Source organism: Pseudarthrobacter phenanthrenivorans (assembly GCF_036455295.1).
GTDB lineage: Bacteria > Actinomycetota > Actinomycetes > Actinomycetales > Micrococcaceae > Arthrobacter > Arthrobacter phenanthrenivorans_C.
Map to the genome: position 1 here is coordinate 213,894 of NZ_JAYXNX010000003.1, position 19,028 is coordinate 232,921.

A 19,028-nucleotide genomic window follows, 5' to 3' on the forward strand; every position below is an offset into this window, starting at 1 on the left:
CCGCTACTGCAGCCGGCGCCGGCGTGTCTCGGGGGAGAAGAACGCCATCCACAGCACGGACGCCAGGACCAGCGCACCGGCCAGGGCGAACGAGGTGGCCAGACCGAGCTCGGGCCAGAAATAGTTGGCAAAGATCAGCGGTCCGAACCCTGCGCCCAGGCGGGAGAACGTGGACGCCCACCCGAACCCGGTACCGCGCAGTTCCGTGGGGTAGAGCTCGGACACGTACGCATACAGGACCGGGATGGCCACCTGCACCACGAAGCCGAACACCAGCAGCCAGAACACCGCGGCCGTGGGGATGTCCACCACGAACGCCACGATCACCAGGACCAGCGCGGACAGCGGCCCGGTGATGGCCAGGATCCACTTGCGGCCCACGCGCTCCACCAGGAGCGCCGCCACCACCACGCCTAAAAATCCCACCGCGGCCATGGACGCGGTGGTGACGAACGCCTTGTACTCGGCGAATCCCGCGCCGATCAGGATCCGCGGCATCCAGGTCAGGGACAGGTAGTAGACCAGCAGGATGCTGAAGAAAAGAGACCAGGCGGCAGCGGTGATTTTCCAGTTGAACTGCCAGACAGAGCGCAGCTGCGTCCAGGCGCTGCCCGCGGAGAGGCGCGGTACGTCCCTGGCGTCGGGGAGGCTGTAGGCCCGTGGCTCCGCCCCCGTTGCTTCCACCAGCCCGTCAATGATCCGGGCCGCTTCCTCCCGCCGGCCCTTGCGGATGAGGAACAGCGGGGACTCCGGCACGCTGCGCCGGACCCAGAAGACCAGGAGCGCCGGCAGCACCATTACCAGCAGGGTCAGCCGCCAGTCGCCGGAGAGGGCCACCAGCCCGGCCGAGACAAACCCGGCGAGGGCGGCACCCACCGGCCACCAGCCATCCATCGCCGTGAGCACCCTGCCGCGCTGTTTCCGCGGCGTGAACTCGCCCACCAGTGCGTAATCCACGGGGATGCAGCCGCCCAGTCCGAAGCCAGCCAGGAACCGGAAGACGCAGAACCAGATGAAGTCGGGGGAGAGCGCGCCCAGCACGGTGAACACCGAGAACAGAAGCAGCGTTGCGGTGAAGGCCTTCCTCCGTCCCACTGTGTCCGCGATTGTTCCCCAAATGAAGGCACCCAGGGCCATGCCTATGAGGTTGGATGTTCCCACCCAGGCGGCCTCGCCGGCGGAGAGGGACCAGTGCTTGGACAGCAGGGGAATCAGGATGCCGTTGAGCGTCACATCCCAGGCGTCGAACATGAAGCCAAGGCCGCCGACCAGGAAAATCCTGCCCTGGACTTTCCATCGCCAGGGAAGTTCCTGGACCACCTGTTCGCCGCTGGGCACAGTGGTGTAAGTGTTCATCGCCGCCTCCTGTTGAAACTCTAGCCGGGCCCCGCCGCGTTCACACTCCGGAGGACGCACCGGGCAACCGCGCCCTTCGCGATAAACTGGCCCTATCCCCACCAACCGCGGCCGTGGTCCGCGAGATAAGACGGAGACATTTGTGAGCTTCACGCAGCATGAGCGCGTATCCATTGACCGTGTACCCATCCGCCGGGCCCTGATCTCGGTTTACGACAAGACCGGCCTGGAGGATCTCGCCAAGGGCCTGCATGCAGCGGGCGTCAAGCTCGTGTCCACCGGTTCCACTGCCAAGAAGATTGCCGCCGCAGGCATCCCCGTGCAGGAGGTGGAGGAAGTCACCGGTTCGCCGGAGATGCTGGACGGGCGCGTCAAGACCCTGCACCCTCGCGTCCACGGCGGCATCCTCGCCGACCGGCGCGTTCCGGCGCACATGGAGACCCTGGCCAGCATGGACATTGAGGCCTTCGACCTGGTGGTGGTAAACCTCTACCCGTTCGTGGAGACCGTCAAGTCCGGTGCCGCGCAGGACGACGTGGTGGAACAGATCGATATTGGGGGCCCCGCCATGGTGCGGTCGGCAGCCAAGAACCACGCCGCCGTCGCCATTGTGGTGGACCCGTCCTTCTACGGCCAGGTCGTGGAGGCTGCCCAAGCCGGCGGCTTTGACCTGAAGACCCGCCGCCGCCTCGCCGCCAAGGCCTTCGCCCACACGGCTGCCTACGACAACGCCGTGGCAACCTGGACCGCAAGCCAGTTCCTGGACGAGGACGGCGACGGCGTCATCGACTGGCCCGCCTACGCCGGCCTGTCCCTGGAACGCTCCGAGGTCCTGCGCTACGGCGAGAACCCGCACCAGCAGGCTGCGCTCTATGTGGACAAGGCTGCGCCGGTGGGCATCGCCCAGGCAGACCAGCTGCACGGCAAGGCCATGAGCTACAACAACTTCGTGGACGCCGACGCCGCCCTGCGCGCCGCCTACGACTTCAGCGAACCCGCCGTCGCCGTCATCAAGCACGCCAACCCCTGCGGTGTCGCCGTGGGTTCCGCCGACGCCGCCGACCCCATCGCTGATGCCCACGCAAAGGCCCACGCCTGCGACCCCGTCTCCGCGTTCGGGGGCGTCATCGCTGCCAACCGCACGGTTACGGCCGGCATGGCCAACACCGTCAAGGACATCTTCACTGAGGTTGTCATCGCCCCCGGCTTCGAGCCCGAGGCCGTGGAAATCCTCTCCAAGAAGAAGAACATCCGCCTCCTGGCCCTGCCCGAGGGCTACGGCCGCTACCCCACGGAGTTCCGCCAGGTCTCCGGCGGCATGCTGGTCCAGGTCGCCGACAAGGTGGACGCCGAGGGCGACAACCCCGCCAACTGGACCCTCGCAGCGGGTGAGGCTGCGGATGAGAAGACCCTCGCGGACCTCGCCTTCGCCTGGACCGCGTGCCGGGCCGCCAAGTCCAACGCCATCCTCCTTGCGGAGAACGGCGCCGCTGTTGGCATCGGCATGGGCCAGGTCAACCGCCTGGATTCGTGCCGGCTGGCTGTGGAGCGGGCCAACACCCTTGGCGTGACGGTGGAGTCCGACGTCGAAGGTGCCGGCGGTGCCTCCAACGCCGACGCGAGCGGCGCACCCGAGCGTGCCCGCGGTGCGGTGGCAGCTTCGGACGCGTTCTTCCCGTTCGCCGACGGCCTGCAGATCCTGATCGACGCAGGCGTACGCGCCGTCGTCCAGCCCGGCGGCTCCGTCCGCGATGAGGAAGTCATCGCCGCCGCCAACGCGGCCGGCCTCACCATGTACTTCACCGGTGCCCGGCACTTCTTCCACTGAAACCACACCCATCGATTGCTCCGTAACTGTCGTTTTCGAGCGTGATAACGACAAGTACGGAGCAATGGATAGTGACACAACAACGACGGCGCCCGTTCCCTTCGCAGGGGACGGGCGCCGTCGTCGTTGTGCTTGCTTAGTCCTGCTCCTCAGGTGGTTGCGGCTGGGGGAGCCGAATTTCCCGGGGCTTGGCTTCCGCCATCCGCTCTTCCGTCCAGTACTCGAGGACTTCCTCGGGGGACTGGTTCACGTCTGCGTGGCTCACGGAACCCTCGTCGGGCTGAGGTTTAGGAGGCTGCTGCAAGGTTGAAGGTATCCTGGATGGTCTCGCCCCAGTACGGGCCGTACATCACGGCTGAGCCGTTGTAGCCGTAGCTGTTGATGGAATTCTGCAGGCCATCGGACCCGGTGGTGGAGTTCGTCTGGATGAACCACGGACCGCCCGAGGACCCGCCGGTCATGTCGCAGGGGATGCCCTGCGTGCCGAACTGGGGATTGTTGGTGTCCTTCGTGGCTTTGCCGGTGCAGCTCCACAGGGACGTGCCGTCGAACGGTGAGGCCTGCGGGTAGCCGTAGGCCTTGTAAGTCAGCCCATAGGCTTGGTTGAAGGCAGTGCCGGAACCGCCAACGACGTCAGTGAGCAGCTCGCCCTTGCTGTCCGGGTTGACCACCGCGAAGCCGGTGTCGTAGGTCATGTCGCCGTTGGAAACCCACTGGGTGGGAGCATAAAGACCCTTGGCGGCCCACTTGCCGTACGGCGCCGCGCCGTTGTCGTACGCCGGAACGAAGACGAAATTGGTGGCATACGCGCCGCTCTCATTCACGCAGTGCCCGGCGGTGGCCACGGTGCTGTGGTTACCCGAGGTGACAGCGTTGCCGGAGCACACATAGTTGGTGGTGCCCATGGTGAAGAAGACCTTGCCGATGTGTGAAACGGGGCTTTCACTCTGTGCGATCCTGGGCTTGCCCTTGGTCCCCTTGGTGGTTGTGGCCTTGCCCTTTTCCACGAGGAGAGGGTTTGAGCGGTTGCCGCGTTCCAGCGCCTTGCCGGCCAGCGTGTCGCCGGGCACTGCGGCCTGCATGCGCTCAGGAGTCCAGTAATCTGCTGCACCGCTGCCGTCCACTGCGACGCTGGCGATGGACGGGCTGGCCTTCCCATCGGACGGGGCCGGCGCGGCAGACGCCCCACCAGCCGAAACAAGCGCCAGCGCGGCGGCGGCCGAGAGAGTGAGGAGGCTGGAGGCCAGAGACCTTCTGCGTGTCATTATTGTCCTGTCTGAACGGGGTTGGGCCCGGGATCGGGAGTGACTCAGCGAATTTATCGTTACCCGGCAAGTTTGTACACAGTAATGAGATACCAGAAAAGGCCTTACGCCCCTTCCTGCGTCTCCTTGCCCGGGCCAGTGACGACGGCGGGTCCGGGCAGCCGGGTGCGCCGGGCCGCCGTCGGACGTTCTCTATCGCTGTAATCCTGCTCTCAAGCGCGGTAATGCGGGAGCCCCGTTAAGGTTCGAACCGTCGTCCTCGGGTAAGTTGTACATGGTGAAATAGACCGAATTTTTCACAACCAAGCCGACCCACAGGGAGACGCCCGCGCATGTCCAAGATTATCTACACCCACACCGACGAAGCGCCGATGCTGGCTACCTATTCGTTCCTGCCGATCATCGAGGCCTTCGCTTCGACAGCAGGTGTGGAGGTGGAGACCCGCGACATTTCGCTCGCCGGCCGCATCATTGCCGTCTTCGGTGACTACCTGACCCCCGAGCAGCAGATCGGTGACGCCCTTGCTGAACTCGGTGAGCTGGCGAAGACGCCGGAAGCCAACATCATCAAGCTGCCCAACATCAGCGCCTCCATCCCGCAGCTGAAGGCGGCCATTGCAGAGCTGCAGGGCCAGGGCTACGCGCTGCCGGACTACCCGGACAACCCGTCTTCGGACGAGGAAACCGCCATCCGCTCGCGCTACGACAAGATCAAGGGCTCCGCCGTGAACCCGGTCCTGCGTGAAGGCAACTCGGACCGCCGCGCACCCCTGTCCGTCAAGAACTACGCCCGCCAGAACCCGCACTCCATGGGCGCCTGGACCCCCGACTCCAAGACCAACGTGGCCACCATGGGCCAGGACGACTTCCGCTCCAACGAGAAGTCGGTGGTCATCGAGCCCGAAGGAACCATCTCCATCCAGCTGGTCCGCGAGGATGGCTCGGTGAAGGTCCTGAAGAAGGCTTTCCCGGTCCTGGCCGGCGAGGTCATCGACGGCACCGTGATGCGTGCTGGCGCCCTGGACGAATTCCTCAAGGCCCAGGTGGCCCGCGCCAAGGAAGAGGGAGTGCTGTTCTCCGCACACCTCAAAGCCACCATGATGAAGGTCTCGGACCCCATCATCTTCGGCCACGTGGTCAAGGCCTACTTCTCGGAACTGTTCGAGACCTACGGCAAGCAGCTCGCCGCAGCCGGCATCAGCGCCAACAACGGTCTGGCAGCCATCCTCAGCAGCCTCGAGGACCTGCCCTCGGACGTCCGTGAAGGTGTCCAGAACCTGATCAAGAAGGGCCTGGAAGACGGCCCCGCTTTGGCCATGGTGGATTCCGACAAGGGCATCACCACCCTGAACGTTCCCAGCGACGTCATCGTGGACGCTTCCATGCCCGCCATGATCCGCAGCTCCGGCCACATGTGGGGCCCGGACGGCAAGGAAGCCGACACCCTGGCAGTCCTGCCGGACAGCTCCTACGCCGGCATCTACCAGGTTGTCATCGATGACTGCCGGGCCAACGGCGCCTACGACCCCACCACCATGGGCACCGTCCCCAACGTGGGCCTCATGGCGCAGGCGGCCGAGGAATACGGCAGCCACGACAAGACGTTCGAGATCCAGGAAGCCGGCAAGGTCCAGGTCGTGGACGGCTCCGGAAACGTCCTGATCGAGCACGAGGTCTCCGTGGGCGACATCTGGCGCGCCTGCCAGACCAAGGACGCCCCCATCCGCGACTGGGTCAAGCTTGCTGTCACCCGCGCCCGCGCCTCGCAGACCCCCGCTGTCTTCTGGCTGGACGAGGAGCGCGCCCACGACGCCAACCTCATCGCAAAGGTCAACGAGTACCTCAAGGAACACGACACTGAGGGCCTGGACATCCAGATCCTGTCCCCGGTCAAGGCCATTGCTTTCACCCTGGAGCGTATCCGCAAGGGTGAGGACACCATCTCCGTCACCGGCAACGTGCTCCGCGACTACCTCACGGACCTGTTCCCCATCCTGGAACTGGGCACCAGCGCCAAGATGCTCTCGGTCGTTCCGCTGATGAACGGTGGCGGGCTCTTCGAGACCGGCGCCGGCGGCTCCGCCCCCAAGCACGTCCAGCAGCTGCTGAAGGAAAACCACCTGCGCTGGGACAGCCTGGGTGAATTCCTGGCGCTGGCCGTCAGCTTCGAGCACCTGGCCACCACCACCGGCAACGCCCGCGCCCAGGTGCTGGCCGACACCCTGGACCGCGCCACCGGCACCTTCCTGCTGGAGAACAAGTCCCCCAGCCGCCGCGCCGGCGAGCTGGATAACCGGGGCAGCCACTACTACCTGGCCCGCTACTGGGCAGAGGAACTGGCCAAGCAGACCGACGACGCCGACCTGGCCGCCGCGTTCAGCTCGGTCGCCGGCGAGCTTTCCTCCAAGGAGGAAACGATCGTGGGCGAGCTCGCCGAGGTCCAGGGCTCTCCGGTGGACATCGGAGGCTACTACCGCCCGGACGACGCCAAGGCTTCGTCCGTGATGCGTCCTTCCGCCACGCTCAACAAGGTCATCGGCAGCCTGAGCTAGCGACGGGCTGCTGCCGCAGCTTTGACATAAAAGAAGCGGTGCTCCGGTCCATGACCGGAGCACCGCTTCTTTAGTAGTTGGTTTGTCCGCCCGGGGTCAGTTCTTGCCTTTGCCCTTGTCACTGTTGTTCTTCCCAGCGTCCCCGGCGTTGCCAGGTCCCGGGGCAGGAGCTGCCTGGGACACAGGAGCTTGCGGCGCGGGGGGAGTGTCTTGTGTCGGTTGGCCTGTGGGGGTGGGGGCGTCCTGGGCTGCCTTTACCGCAGCCTGCTGGGCGGCGAGGATGTCGTTCAGGTCAGCACGGACAGCAGTGGCCACAGTGGTGATGCTGCGGCGCCGCTCCTCGGAGACCTGGCCCTTTGACTGCGCCGCCGACAGGTCCGTCTCCAGCCCTTCGAGGGCCTTCAGCGCGGTGGCGGGGTCGTTCTGGGAGGCCGCCGCGGTCACTTCAAGCACCCGCGCCTGGAGTTGTGTGGCGGCTTCGCGCTGCAGCCCGTTGTTGCTCGGGGCACATCCGCTGAGGACGCCTGCCGCCGCAACGAACGCGAGGCACCCGGTGAGGACGCGGCCACCGCGACCCGCTGCAAGGGTCACGGCTCCACGCTCTTCTGAAGCTCCTGCAGGTGGTCGCCCAAAACGCCTGTCACCGTGGGGTACGGCACCACGTCTGCGGGCCGCGCCGAGACGCTCATTATCACCGCTGCGGCCGCCGCGGCGATCACCAACACACCGATGACAACAGCCAGCCAGACGCGCCGGCTCCATGGAAGTCGGGGCTTCTTAGTGGCCGTGGCCGCGGGCGAAGCGGCTGTGGCCGTCGAAGCAGGGGGCCGGGCAGCAGCTGCGGCCGCATTCCGGTCGGATACCCCGGCAGGGGGTTCGGGAACCATCGCGCCCGTGGCTTCGGCGGCCTCACGCACTTCATCCACTGATTCTTCGGCAGTGATGGTGGGAGGGTGGAAAGGCATCGCCGGCAGTACCCGGGTGGATTCAGTATCCAGTTCTCCCGGCGTTGATGCTGGGGAAACCAAAGCCTGGCGCAGGGCAGTCTCAATGTCCACAGCATTCGGCCGCTCCAGCGGCTCAATGGCCGTCATGGAACGGATGAGATCCGCCCATTCGGAAGGAACGTCGTCGGGGACCTCCGGGGCGCGGTGGAGCCTGGCCACGGCGGATTCCACCGCGCTGCCGGGATACTCCACGGTGCCCTTGATGCATTCCAGCAGCACGAGGCCCAAGGAGTAAATGTCTGTGGCCGACGACAGCGGCTTGCCGAGGGCCTGTTCCGGGCTGAGGTAGGCAGCGGTCCCCACCATGGTTCCCGTTGCCGTCAGCCGGGTGGAATCGACGATCCTGGCGATGCCGAAATCCGTGAGCTTGGGACGCAGCGGCTCGCCCGGACGGATCTGGACCAGGAGGATGTTGCCGGGTTTGATGTCGCGGTGGATGATGCCGAGGCCGTGCACATAGGCCAGCGCATCGGCGATCCCGGCACCAATGACGGCAAGTTCTTCAAGGGGCACCCGGCTGTGCCGTATGCGGCCGCGGAGGTCCTGGCCCTCCACCAGCTCCATGGTCAGGAACGGGCGCGGCTCGTCCGGTATCCGGTCATCAATGCCGGCGTCGAAAAGCGTTACCAGTCCGGGGTGGTTCAGGGTGGCAAGGAGCCGGATTTCGGCTTCCTGCCGTTTCAGTTCCTCGGCGTCCGGAGCCTGGGGAGCGAACAGCTTCAGAGCGACATCGCGCCCCAGATTCTCATCGCGGGCGCAGTACACGGAGGACATCCCCCCGCGCCCGATGACATCACCCAAACGGTAGCGACCGCCGACAACTTCATTCTTGATGGAGCTAGGCGATTCCGCCACCATGACCGTTCCTCCCGGTGCTCTGCGGCACTGTCGTACCTCAAATTATACGGGCGGGACACCGGAACCAGCGATTGACCCAGGCTTCTGCATTTCCACGCCGACGGTCCGGCGGCGATTGCAAACACTTTCGCCGCCGGACCATTGGCTACAAGGACATGTGTGCTGATGACATGTTTTGTATGGTTGTTTCGTTTCGGGGCTGCGGTCCTCCTCTCTCCAGCCCGCAGGGCGCTGCCGCTTCAGGCGCACCTTCGCGGGCTGTTTTCAACGTTCCTGTGTGCGGTTTCTAGGACACCTTGCGCTTGCGGAGTACCAGCAGTCCGGCGGCCAGGAGCAGCAGGGCTACGGGGACCAGGGTGCCGTCCCAGCCCGTCGCGGCGAGGCCGGTGTGGGCAGCGCCCGTGTTGGCAAGGGCCGAGCGGCCGTTGGCTGCCGTGTGGCCCGATGCTGTTACGGGGGCGATGGCTCCGCTGACAGCCCTCGAACCGGCCGGTGCTGCTGGGACATCACCCATCCCTGCCGTCCCGGCATCGCCAATCACGCCCGTCTGATCATTGCCGGCGGTCGTCCCACTCCCGTTGCCGGCAGGGTCACCCCGCCCCTGGTCCGTGGTGCCTGGATCGACGGCGCCCGGGACAAGGGTGCCGGCGTCTCCGATGGTGCCGTCACCCGGGGTCGTGGTACCGGGGTCCGTGGTGCCTGGCAGGTCGGTGCCTGGGGTGCCCGTGCTGGTGCTGGCGCCGGCTCCGATGCCCAGGTCGATGGCAAGATCGACCGCAGGATCAAGAGTTCCGGTCCCCGCAGTTCCGCTGCCCAAACCAGCGCCAAGGCCTACGGTTGCGGCGAGGTCTGCGGTGGTGCCGGTGCCGGTGCTGCCGAGACCGAGGTTGACGTCGGCTGCGGTGGCCAGGTCCGTGGTGCCGGTGGTTGCAGGGTCGGTGGTGGCCCCGCCGGTCCTGAGGTTTACGGTGGCGGCGAGGTCTGCCGTGGTGCCGGTTCCGATGCTGGTGCTGCCGAGGTTGGCGTCCGCTGCGGTGGCCAGGGCCGTGGTGCCGGTGGTTGCAGGGGCGGTGGCCCCGCCGGTCCCGAGGTTTACGGTGGCGGCGAGGTCTGCCGTGGTGCCGGTTCCGATGCTGGTGCTGCCGAGGTTGGCGTCCGCTGCGGTGGCCAGGGCCGTGGTGCCGGTGGTTGCAGGGGCGGTGGCCCCGCCGGTCCCGAGGTTTCCGGTTGCGGCGAGGTCAGCCGTGGTGCCGTCCGTGGTGCCGGTAGTCGCGGGTGCGGGGCCGGTGCCAGTGCCGCCGAGGCCGAGGTTGACGTCGGCTGCGGTGGCCAGGGCCGTGGTGCGGGGGGGTGCAGGGGCGGTGGCCCCGCCGGTCCCGAGGTTTCCGGTTGCGGCGAGGTCAGCCGTGGTGCCGTCCGTGGTGCCGGTAGTCGCGGGTGCGGGGCCGGTGCCAGTGCCGCCGAGGCCGAGGTTGACGTCGGCTGCGGTGGCCAGGGCCGTGGTGCGGGGGGGTGCAGGGGCGGTGGCCCCGCCGGTCCCGAGGTTTACGGTTGCGGCGAGGTCAGCCGTGGTGCCGTCCGTGGTGCCGGTAGTAGCGGTTGCGGGGCCGGTGCCAGTGCCGCCGAGGCCGAGGTTGACGTCGGCTGCGGTGGCCAGGGCCGTGGTGCGGGTGGTTGCAGGGGCGGTGGCCCCGCCGGTCCCGAGGTTTACGGTGGCGGCGAGGTCCGCCGTGGTGCCGTCCGTGGTGCCGGTTCCGATGCTGGTGCTGCCGAGGTTGACGTCGGCTGCGGTGGCCAGGGCCGTGGTGCCGGTGGTTGCAGGGGCGGTGGTGGCCCCGCCGGTCCCGAGGTTTACGGTTGCGGCGAGGTCCGCCGTGGTGCCGGTGGTTGCGGTTGCGGGGCCGGTGCTGGTGCTGCCGAGGCCGAGGTTGACGTCTACTGCGGCAGCGACACCAGTTGAACTGGCCGGCGTTGAGTCACCCAGCAGGCCCAACGACGTCGAGTCAGCGGGTGCCGCTGCCGAGATGAGGGCGGAAGCGGAAAGGTCCGTCCCACTGGTGGTGTCTGCGGCGTTTGCCGCGGCACAGCCGAAGGCCAGAAGGCCGCCGGCAAAGAGGGTGCTAAGCAGCCCCCTGCGAAGGGTGCAGTTCATGATGGTTCTCCTGAGAATTTGATGTTGTCCGGGCGCAGGTCAGCTGCCCGCAAAGCCACGTGCTGCCGGAAGGGGCAGGTGGCCTCAACTAGTCAGGAGAAGAACCGGGGTCGAATGACACCGGTGCAGGGAGGTGCTGGGAAGGGTCACCGACGGGTATGACGCCGGGACGTTCAAGACCAAGATCGAAAGGGCTCAACCATGCGGCGGCACCGGACGGGTTGGCCGATGACCCGCTGCTGCCCGTTCCGGATCCGGGGGCCGCGGGGACCTGTCCGGGCAGGGGAGCCGGGTCACTGGTAAGTGGCGGATCCACGGGAGCAGAGACCGCGGATACGTCAAAGTGCAGGAAATATCCCGAGGGGACCGAATCGAGCTGCTGGTGAGCTGCGTTGCTGCTGCCGGCAGGCGCCGCGGCAGGCGAGGCTGCTGCAGCCTCGTCCGGCTCCGCGGCCGTCGCGGCAATGTCCGCAGTGGCTTCCGGCGCTGAAAGGGCGGCATCTGCCGAAGCCAGGTTTGCTGCAACGGGAAGTTGCGCGGGTCCAGCATCAATTGGCGCATCAGGGACCGCAACGGGCAGCGGAGCAGAACCGGTCACAAGGTCAGACACCGGCTGCAGTACCGGTTCGAGTACGGGAACGGCTTCGGCGGCAGGGGCGACAACAGCCTGCGCAACACCTGCCGAGACGTCGTCGACGGCGCCCGCAAGGGGAGTGGACACTGAGGAAACAGTTCCCACCGGGACCACCTGGTTGACCACCGGAACTGACGCGATGACGTTGTCTGCCAGGCCCGAGACGGGCGTTACTGCAGGTTGCAGCAGCCCGGGGCCAGCAACGGCTCCAGCCGGGGAGCCGGCAGGAACCGGTGACACTGCAACCGAAAGATCATGGGCCAAGGACGAAACCGAACTGGTGACACCGCCAAGAAGGGGCGGGGATTCCGTACCGGCATCGGCTGAGGCAGCGGTGGATGACAGGGTCAGCCAGGTAATCGCTGCGGCCCCGGCCAGAAGCGCCGGGCGCAGGGCACGCCATGGCGTACTCTTACGAGCCATGCGTACCACCCCCCAGTGACCGGCGCAATCGATGCTGCCTAAATCCTAAGACTGCTTATTACCGGAAGTCCAGATGTTGCTCAAGGGATTTTACGAATGCTGCCGACAGGCATGAAAAGCATCACCGGTCATGTCCCCGCAATCTTCGTGACCATTTCCAAAGGTGGCAACACCGCCGTCGTGCTTTTTATGCGATGCCTAGTGCCTGTCGTTGGGGTAGGTCACCCCTAGCTGGGCCCGGACGCCGTCAAAAAGCCGCATGGTGTTCAAGGTGTCCTCCAGCGGCATGACCGGGCTTTCGGTCAGCCCCCGCTGGATGCACCGCATCACCTCGCGCAGCTCGTAGGCATACCCCTTGCCGACGACGTCGAAGGTTTCCGTCCGGCGGTCCTCCCACCCTTTGGCGATCAGGAGCTCGCGGGGGTTGTTGATGGAGCCTACGCTCTGCAGGAAGCCGAGGCTCCCGGCCACGGTTGCGGTCCGCGGTCCGTGTGCCAGCAGCGAGGAGGTGAGCTGGACCTGGGCAGCGTGGTCGTAGCCCAAGGTCATGACGTTTTGTGCATCGACGCCATCGTCATTGATAACGCCTGTTGCGCTGACTGTTTGTGGAAAGCCAAGGGTGCCGAGCGCCCACAGGAGCGGGTAGACGGAGAGGTCCAGCAGGGCGCCCCCGCCATCGTTCCGGGCCCACAGCCGGGCCGTGGGGGAGTAGGGCGCCGGGAACCCCAAGTCTGCAGTAATCCAGTGGATGTCTCCCAGCTCTCCGGAAGCGGCGATCTCGAAAGCACGTTGCATTGAGGGCAGGAACCTGCTCCACACCGCCTCCATCAGGAAGAGCTTTCGGCTCCGGGCCAGATCGATGAGCTCTGCCGCTTCCCGCGCGTTGATGGTGAAAGCCTTCTCGCAGAGCACGTGCTTGCCGGCCTTGAGGGCGGCGAGGACCATCTCGTGGTGCTGGGCGTGCGGCGTGGCGACGTAGACGACGTCCACGGCATCGTCGGCGAGCAGCCGCTGGTAGCCGGGGACGCCGCCGTCGTCACCGTAGGCCTTGGCGAAGTCGTAGGCGACGGCGAACGCGTCCGCCGTGTCCTGCGCCCGCGAACTGACCGCGTAGAGCTCGGCGTCTTCAAGCAGCGCCAGGTCCTGCGAGACGGCGCGGGCAATGCCGCCGGTGGCGATGATTCCCCAGCGCAGCGGCGCTCCGGTGCCGGACCGGGGGTCCTGGTTGGGCTGGCTGGAAAGCCACGGTGTGGCGATGGGGGCAGTCATAGCTGCAATCCTGTCACAGGGCCGCAGCGCGGCCCTGGAACCCCGGGCCTTGCGCAGCGCCGGCCAGTGGAAAGAGCCTGCTGTGCCCACATACAGGAAGGCCCGGCCCCCGTGAGGGGACCGGGCCTTCCTGCTGCCGGTTGTATCCGGCGGGTATTACAAGGTGTTACTTGGTGATCGGGCCGAGTACGGGATCGTCCGTGTAGGCCGTCTTGACGTTGGCGGAGGTCACGATGACCGGTTCCAGCAGGTAGGCGGGAACAACCTTGTTGCCGTTGTTGTAGGACTTGTCGTCGTTGACCTCAGGCTTCTTGCCGGCCTGCAGGTCCTTGACCATGGTGATCGCGTGCTCAACGAGCTTGCGGGTGTCCTTGTTGATGGTGGAGTACTGCTCACCGGCGAGGATGGACTTGACCGACTCAACTTCGGAGTCCTGGCCGGTAACAACGGGGATCGGCTTGCCGGCGGCCTTGACGGAGGTCAGGATCGCGCGGGCCAGGGTGTCGTTGGGGGACAGGACGCCGTCGAGGTTGGCGCTGGTGTAGCTGCCGCTGAGCAGGGTGTCCATACGGCGCTGGGCGTTTTCAGCCTTCCAGCCCTGGGTCACGGCCTGCTCGAAGCTGGTCTGGCCGGAGACTACCTTGAGCGTGCCGTCGTCGATCTTGGGCTTCAGGACGCTCATGGCACCGTTGAAGAACACCTTGGCGTTGGCGTCGTCGGGGGAGCCGGCGAACAGTTCGATGTTGTACGGGCCGTTGGGCTTCTTCGCCTTCATGCCGTCCAGCAGGGCCTGGCCCTGGAGCACGCCGACCTTGAAGTTGTCGTAGGCCACGTAGTAGTCCACGTTGTCCGTGTTCAGCAGGAGGCGGTCGTAGGCGATGACGGTGGCGCCGGCGTCTTTGGCCTGCTTGAGCTGGGTACCCAACTGGGAGCCGTCGATGGCGCCCACGATGATGACCTTGGCACCCTTGGTGACCATTGCGCTGATCTGGTTCTGCTGCTCCGACACGCCGCCGTTGGCGAACTGGACGTCAGCCTTGAACCCGGCCCCGTTGAGGCCGTCATTGAACAGCTTCTCGGCCAGCACCCAGTTTTCACTGGTCTTCTGGGGAAGGGCGACGCCGATGGAGGAGTTCTGGTCGAATCCCGCGGCACCGCTGCTGGACCCCCCGGACGGCTCCGAGCGTCCACAGCCCGTCAGCGCCAGTGCTGCGATAGCAGCTACCGCTGCGGCCTTTCCTGCTTTACCAAACATTTGCATTGTTGGTTCTCTTTCTTTGTGTAATGGAACGGTATTCAGGCTGCAAAGCTCAGGCTTCCCTGGCGATCGCTTCCTTGGTGGAGGTGGTTTCGTCGGGCTGTATGGGGCTGCTGGGACCTGAAGAGGGGCGGTTCATGTTCCTGGTCAGCATGCCGATAATGGAGCGCTTGCCCTGCGACTTGTTGTAGACGTCGAAGGCGACTGCAATCAGGAGCACCAGGCCCTTGATGATCTGGGTGAGGTCCGCGCCGACGCCGAGGAGCTGCAGGCCGTTGTTGAGAACAGCCATGACCAGGCCACCGATGATGGAACCGACTACGGTGCCCACGCCGCCGGTGACTGCCGCGCCACCGATGAAGACGGCCGCGATGGCGTCCAGTTCCCAGCCCACGCCGTCGAAGGGGCCTGATGCGGTGGAGCGTCCCACGAAGATCATGCCGGCCAGCCCGGCCAGGATGGACATGTTCATCATGACCAGGAAGTTGACCTTCTTGGACTGGACGCCGGAGAGCTCGGCCGCGTGCCGGTTGCCACCGACCGCGTAGACGTGGCGGCCCAGGATGGTGCGGGAGGAGATGAAGCCGTAGATCAGCACCAGCACGGCCAGGATCAGGCCGGGGATGGGGAAAGAGGTTCCGGGGCGGCCGGTGGCAAAGAGGTATGTGGCGTAGAGGATGGCGGCGCAGATGAGCACCAGCTTCAGCACGGTCACCCACATTTCGGGGACTTCGGCGCCCAAGGCTTTGGCCCGGGCACGGGAGCGCAGCTCGCCCACAACGACGAACGCGGCAGCGAGGATGCCCATCAGGAGCGTCAGGTTGTTGTAGCCGGTGTCCGGTCCAACCTCGGGGAGGTAGCCGGAGCCAATGTACTGGAAGTCGCTGGGTACGGGGATGGTGTTGGACTTACCCACGAACTGGTTGAAGCCGCGGAAGAGAAGCATGCCGGCCAGGGTCACGATGAAGGCGGGGATGCCAACATAGGCTGTCCACCAGCCTTGCCAGGCGCCGATGACCGCGCCGAGGACCAGGCCCAGCAGGACCCCGGCCCACCACGGGATGCCCCAGTCGCGGATAGCCAGGGCGACGGTGACCCCGACGAACGCGGCGACCGAGCCGACGGAGAGGTCAATGTGGCCGGCGATGATCACCAGGACCATGCCGATGGCCAGGATCAGGATGTAGGAGTTGCCGTTGAAGAGGTTGATGACGTTGCCGGGGGTCAGCGTCCGGCCTTCGGTGGCGAACTGGAAGAAGATGATCAGGGCCACGAGGGCGAAGATCATGCCGAATTGGCGGGTGTTTCCGCCAAACAGCTTTTTGAGGGCGTTCATGGTGTCAGTCCTTGTGTCCGGAAGGTTCTGGATGGGCCAGAGGGTCAGGCGGCTTTTCGGGTGGCGGAGGTCATCAGCTTCATCAGGCTTTCCTGGCTGGCCTCTTCTTTGGTCAGGACACCGGTGATGGCGCCTTCGAAGATGGTGTAGATGCGGTCGGAGAGGCCCAGGAGCTCGGGGAGCTCGGAGGAGATGACGATGACTCCCTTGCCTTGGTTGGCCAGCTGCTGGATGATGCCGTAAATCTCATACTTGGCTCCGACGTCAATGCCGCGGGTGGGCTCATCCAGGATCAGCAGGTCGGGGTCGGTGAACATCCATTTAGCCAGGACCACTTTCTGCTGGTTTCCGCCGGAAAGCTTGGCCACGCCCTCCTCGACGGACGGTGTCTTGGTCCGCAATGACTTGCGGTACTGCTCGGCCACCGTGAACTCCTGGTTGGGATCCACTACCGAGTTGCGGCTGATCTTCTTCAAAGCAGCAGACACGGTTGTGGTCTTGATGTCATCCAGAAGGTTCAGGCCAAGCGTCTTGCGGTCCTCGGTAACGTAGCCCAGCCCGGCGTCGATGGCCTGCCGGACGTTCTTGAGGGCAATCTCCTTGCCGTCCTTATAGATGTGTCCGTCGATGAAGCGGCCATAGGAGCGGCCGAAGACGGAACGGGCCAGTTCGGTGCGTCCAGCACCCATGAGGCCGGCGAAACCCACGATCTCACCGCGGCGGACGTAGAAGCTGGAGTTCTTGCAGACAAGCCGGTCCTGGATGGCGGGATGGCCCACCGTCCAGTTCTTGACCTCGAAGAACACCTCACCGATCTTGGGCGTGTGGTCGGGGAACCGGGATTCCAGGGTGCGCCCCACCATGCCCTTAATGATCCGGTCCTCATCCACGCCATCCTTCTTGACGTCCAGGGTCTCGATGGACTTGCCGTCGCGGATGATGGTGATGGAATCGGCGATCTGCTCGATCTCGTTGAGCTTGTGCGAAATGATGATCGAGGTGATCCCCTTGGCCTTCAGCCCGAGGATGAGGTCCAGCAGGTGCTGCGAGTCGGATTCGTTCAGTGCTGCCGTGGGCTCGTCCAGGATGAGGATCTTCACGGACTTGTTCAGCGCCTTGGCGATCTCCACCAGCTGCTGCTTGCCGACGCCGATTTCCTTGATGGGGGTGTCGGGGTCGTCCCGGAGGCCCACACGGGCCAGGAGGTCCAGCGACCGCAGGCGGGCCTCGCCCCAGTCGATGATGCCCCGCTTGGTGGGCTCGTTGCCCAGGAAGATGTTTTCCATGATGGACAGCTCGGGGATCAGCGCCAGTTCCTGGTGGATGATGACGATGCCCGCGTGCTCGCTGGCCCGGATGTCCCGGAACTGCTGCACCTGCCCCTGGTACACGATGTCGCCGTCGTAGCTGCCGTACGGGTAAACGCCGGACAGGACCTTCATGAGAGTGGATTTGCCGGCGCCGTTCTCGCCGCAGATGGCGTGGATCTCGCCGGCCTTAACGCGGAGGTTCACGTTAGACAAGGCTTTGACGCCGGGGAATTCCTTGGTGATGGACCGCATCTCGAGGATGATCGGCTCCGTTCGCGTGGTCTGGGACGTCATGAGCCCTAACCCTCCAATGCAATGACTTCTTTGTCCGGCCGGCAAAGCGCAGGGCCGTCTGAACCAAAAGTAAACTGGATCACAGCTATTGTCGTCAAGTCTTTAACGCAATTGACGGATAACGAAATGATTTAGGAGCGGCGGATCCCGGCGTGCTGGAAGACCAGGGCGGCGGCGCCAAGGGCCTCCGCGCGGTCCCCGAGGGAGGACATGGTGAGGGTCGTCGTTTCGCCGATTACCGGGACCGCGTGGCGGATCAGGCCGCGCCGGATGGGGTCCAGCAGGATGTCCCCAAGGCCCGCCAGCGGGCCTCCCACCACGATGACCTCAGGGTTGATCAGGTTGGCCACATTGCCGAGCGCGCGGCCCACCGCAAGCCCGGCATCGTCCACGACGCGCAGGGTGGCGGAGTCCCGGTTCAGGGCCTTCCGGACGATGTCCGCGGGTGTCAGGGGCCGGTTCTCCCCGCGGCTGAGGAGCTCGATCATGGTGGTGGTGGAAGCGATGGTTTCAAGGCAGCCGCGGTTGCCGCACCGGCATACCAGGCCCTGCTCATGGATGGTCGCGTGCCCGATTTCGCCTGTGATCCCCACGTTCCCGTAGTAGGGGGCGCCGTTGAGGATCAGGCCGGCACCGATGCCCGATCCGATCTTCATGAACATCAGGTTGCTGACCCCCGAGTGCTGCCCCCAGGTCACCTCTGACCAGGCGCCCAGATTGGCGTCATTGTCAACAAAGACGGGGATTCTCAAGGTTTCCTCAAGATGCTGGAGGATGTTGATGCCCACCCATTCGGGAAGGATGGCCCCCTGCGCCACGGTCCCCGTCCGCCGGTCGATAGGACCTGGAATTCCGACGCCGGCACCCACCACGGAGGAGCGATCCACGCCGCTTTCGCGCAGCAGTTTCTCCAGCAGGCCCACCGCAGCCTGGATGCCGTCATCAGCCTGGTGGCCCAGCGGGAGCATCACCGATTCCTCGGCGATCACGTGGTAGCTGAGCGACGCCAGGACCACCCGCAGGTGGCGCCGGCCGAAGTCAATCCCGACCGCCACCGCGCCATTGCTGTTCAGCCGCACATTCAATGCGCGGCGGCCGGAGCTGGTAATGGGCTCGGTGGACGCCAGCCCGGAATCGAGCATGATTTTCACGATGTTCGAGACCGTTGCCGTGGACAGTCCCGTTTGCCGGGCGAGTTCCGCCTGCGTTGACGGGCCGCCCATCAGCGTCTCGATAATCCGCTGCTGGTTCAGCTGCCGCAGGGCTGACTGCGACCCGGGATTCTTGGGCTTGCTCCTCGTTGAGCGCGGGGTTGCGGACATGCTAAGAACATTGCCTTATCGCGGCTCTTGTAGTCAAGAAGTTAACGCATCGCCGTGCCTCCGCCCGTAGAAGATGAGGCAGCTGGATCCGGTGGACGGCGCCGTGCATTCCGTCCCGGAGCGCTGGGAGCCGGGTCCAAACGACCCGCTGGTGTCCGCGCGGT

14 protein-coding genes are annotated in these 19,028 nt (G+C 65.6%); 2 read left to right on the forward strand and 12 right to left on the reverse strand.

Annotation, left to right across the window (positions count from 1 at the left end; translation table 11 throughout):
- Window positions 1-3: 3 nt before the first annotated feature.
- Window positions 4-1,356: an MFS transporter gene (locus tag VXJ37_RS05225; RefSeq protein ID WP_331322010.1), complete on the reverse strand. Its 1,353-nt coding sequence runs from the start codon at window positions 1,354-1,356 to the stop codon at window positions 4-6.
- A gap of 142 nt (window positions 1,357-1,498) precedes the next feature.
- On the opposite strand from VXJ37_RS05225, the gene purH reads away from it, so the two are divergent.
- Window positions 1,499-3,184 (forward strand): bifunctional phosphoribosylaminoimidazolecarboxamide formyltransferase/IMP cyclohydrolase, encoded by a 1,686-nt coding sequence (gene purH / locus VXJ37_RS05230; RefSeq protein WP_331322011.1) that lies wholly within the window; start codon window positions 1,499-1,501, stop codon window positions 3,182-3,184.
- Window positions 3,185-3,320: 136 nt separating this feature from the next.
- On the opposite strand, the gene VXJ37_RS05235 is transcribed toward purH, so the two are convergent.
- Together VXJ37_RS05235 and VXJ37_RS05240 are read right to left on the reverse strand one after the other, a co-directional pair.
- The gene (locus VXJ37_RS05235) at window positions 3,321-3,449 is read right to left on the reverse strand and encodes a hypothetical protein (RefSeq protein ID WP_331322012.1); all 129 of its coding nucleotides are present in this window, start codon (window positions 3,447-3,449) and stop codon (window positions 3,321-3,323) included.
- A gap of 22 nt (window positions 3,450-3,471) precedes the next feature.
- Window positions 3,472-4,449 carry a trypsin-like serine peptidase gene (locus VXJ37_RS05240; protein WP_331322013.1) on the reverse strand — a complete coding sequence of 326 codons (978 nt, stop codon included), beginning with the start codon at window positions 4,447-4,449 and terminating at the stop codon, window positions 3,472-3,474.
- Window positions 4,450-4,781: 332 nt separating this feature from the next.
- Here VXJ37_RS05240 and VXJ37_RS05245 point away from each other — a divergent pair, with 332 nt between their 5' ends.
- Window positions 4,782-7,001 carry an NADP-dependent isocitrate dehydrogenase gene (locus tag VXJ37_RS05245; RefSeq protein ID WP_331322014.1) on the forward strand — a complete coding sequence of 740 codons (2,220 nt, stop codon included), beginning with the start codon at window positions 4,782-4,784 and terminating at the stop codon, window positions 6,999-7,001.
- A 96-nt stretch (window positions 7,002-7,097) separates the two neighbouring features.
- Here the strand turns inward: VXJ37_RS05245 and VXJ37_RS05250 are convergent, their stop codons facing one another.
- From VXJ37_RS05250 to VXJ37_RS05290, 9 genes are all read right to left on the reverse strand, one after another.
- Window positions 7,098-7,592 (reverse strand): hypothetical protein, encoded by a 495-nt coding sequence (locus VXJ37_RS05250; RefSeq protein WP_331322015.1) that lies wholly within the window; start codon window positions 7,590-7,592, stop codon window positions 7,098-7,100.
- Complete coding sequence (locus VXJ37_RS05255; RefSeq protein ID WP_331322016.1) at window positions 7,589-8,866, reverse strand: serine/threonine-protein kinase; 1,278 nt, start codon at window positions 8,864-8,866, stop codon at window positions 7,589-7,591. The genes VXJ37_RS05250 and VXJ37_RS05255 overlap by 4 nt, the downstream gene beginning before the upstream one ends.
- Window positions 8,867-9,152: 286 nt before the next feature.
- Window positions 9,153-11,018 (reverse strand): hypothetical protein, encoded by a 1,866-nt coding sequence (locus tag VXJ37_RS05260; RefSeq protein ID WP_331322017.1) that lies wholly within the window; start codon window positions 11,016-11,018, stop codon window positions 9,153-9,155.
- 88 nt (window positions 11,019-11,106) lie between these two features.
- A complete protein-coding gene (locus VXJ37_RS05265; protein ID WP_331322018.1) occupies window positions 11,107-12,075 on the reverse strand; it encodes a hypothetical protein in 969 nt (322 codons plus the stop codon).
- Window positions 12,076-12,273: 198 nt separating this feature from the next.
- Window positions 12,274-13,344: a Gfo/Idh/MocA family protein gene (locus tag VXJ37_RS05270; protein WP_331322019.1), complete on the reverse strand. Its 1,071-nt coding sequence runs from the start codon at window positions 13,342-13,344 to the stop codon at window positions 12,274-12,276.
- A 166-nt stretch (window positions 13,345-13,510) separates the two neighbouring features.
- Window positions 13,511-14,605: a sugar-binding protein gene (locus VXJ37_RS05275; RefSeq protein ID WP_331322020.1), complete on the reverse strand. Its 1,095-nt coding sequence runs from the start codon at window positions 14,603-14,605 to the stop codon at window positions 13,511-13,513.
- A gap of 49 nt (window positions 14,606-14,654) precedes the next feature.
- The gene (gene mmsB / locus VXJ37_RS05280) at window positions 14,655-15,938 is read right to left on the reverse strand and encodes a multiple monosaccharide ABC transporter permease (RefSeq protein WP_331322021.1); all 1,284 of its coding nucleotides are present in this window, start codon (window positions 15,936-15,938) and stop codon (window positions 14,655-14,657) included.
- Between the two features lie 44 nt (window positions 15,939-15,982).
- Window positions 15,983-17,542 carry a multiple monosaccharide ABC transporter ATP-binding protein gene (gene mmsA, locus VXJ37_RS05285; protein ID WP_331322022.1) on the reverse strand — a complete coding sequence of 520 codons (1,560 nt, stop codon included), beginning with the start codon at window positions 17,540-17,542 and terminating at the stop codon, window positions 15,983-15,985.
- 131 nt (window positions 17,543-17,673) lie between these two features.
- Window positions 17,674-18,864, reverse strand: coding sequence for an ROK family transcriptional regulator (locus VXJ37_RS05290; RefSeq protein WP_331322023.1), 1,191 nt, complete (start codon window positions 18,862-18,864; stop codon window positions 17,674-17,676).
- Window positions 18,865-19,028: the final 164 nt, after the last annotated feature.

Excerpts from the sequence above, each read along its gene's own strand:
- VXJ37_RS05265 (WP_331322018.1), bottom strand. The coding sequence starts at position 12,075 with ATGGCTCGTAAGAGTACGCCATGGCGTGCCCTGCGCCCGGCGCTTCTG.
- VXJ37_RS05260 (WP_331322017.1), bottom strand. The coding sequence starts at position 11,018 with ATGAACTGCACCCTTCGCAGGGGGCTGCTTAGCACCCTCTTTGCCGGC.
- VXJ37_RS05240 (WP_331322013.1), bottom strand. The coding sequence starts at position 4,449 with ATGACACGCAGAAGGTCTCTGGCCTCCAGCCTCCTCACTCTCTCGGCC.
- mmsA (WP_331322022.1), bottom strand. The coding sequence starts at position 17,542 with ATGACGTCCCAGACCACGCGAACGGAGCCGATCATCCTCGAGATGCGG.
- mmsB (WP_331322021.1), bottom strand. The coding sequence starts at position 15,938 with ATGAACGCCCTCAAAAAGCTGTTTGGCGGAAACACCCGCCAATTCGGC.
- VXJ37_RS05290 (WP_331322023.1), bottom strand. The coding sequence starts at position 18,864 with ATGTCCGCAACCCCGCGCTCAACGAGGAGCAAGCCCAAGAATCCCGGG.
- VXJ37_RS05245 (WP_331322014.1), top strand. The coding sequence starts at position 4,782 with ATGTCCAAGATTATCTACACCCACACCGACGAAGCGCCGATGCTGGCT.
- VXJ37_RS05225 (WP_331322010.1), bottom strand. The coding sequence starts at position 1,356 with ATGAACACTTACACCACTGTGCCCAGCGGCGAACAGGTGGTCCAGGAA.
- VXJ37_RS05270 (WP_331322019.1), bottom strand. The coding sequence starts at position 13,344 with ATGACTGCCCCCATCGCCACACCGTGGCTTTCCAGCCAGCCCAACCAG.
- VXJ37_RS05275 (WP_331322020.1), bottom strand. The coding sequence starts at position 14,605 with ATGCAAATGTTTGGTAAAGCAGGAAAGGCCGCAGCGGTAGCTGCTATC.
- VXJ37_RS05255 (WP_331322016.1), bottom strand. The coding sequence starts at position 8,866 with ATGGTGGCGGAATCGCCTAGCTCCATCAAGAATGAAGTTGTCGGCGGT.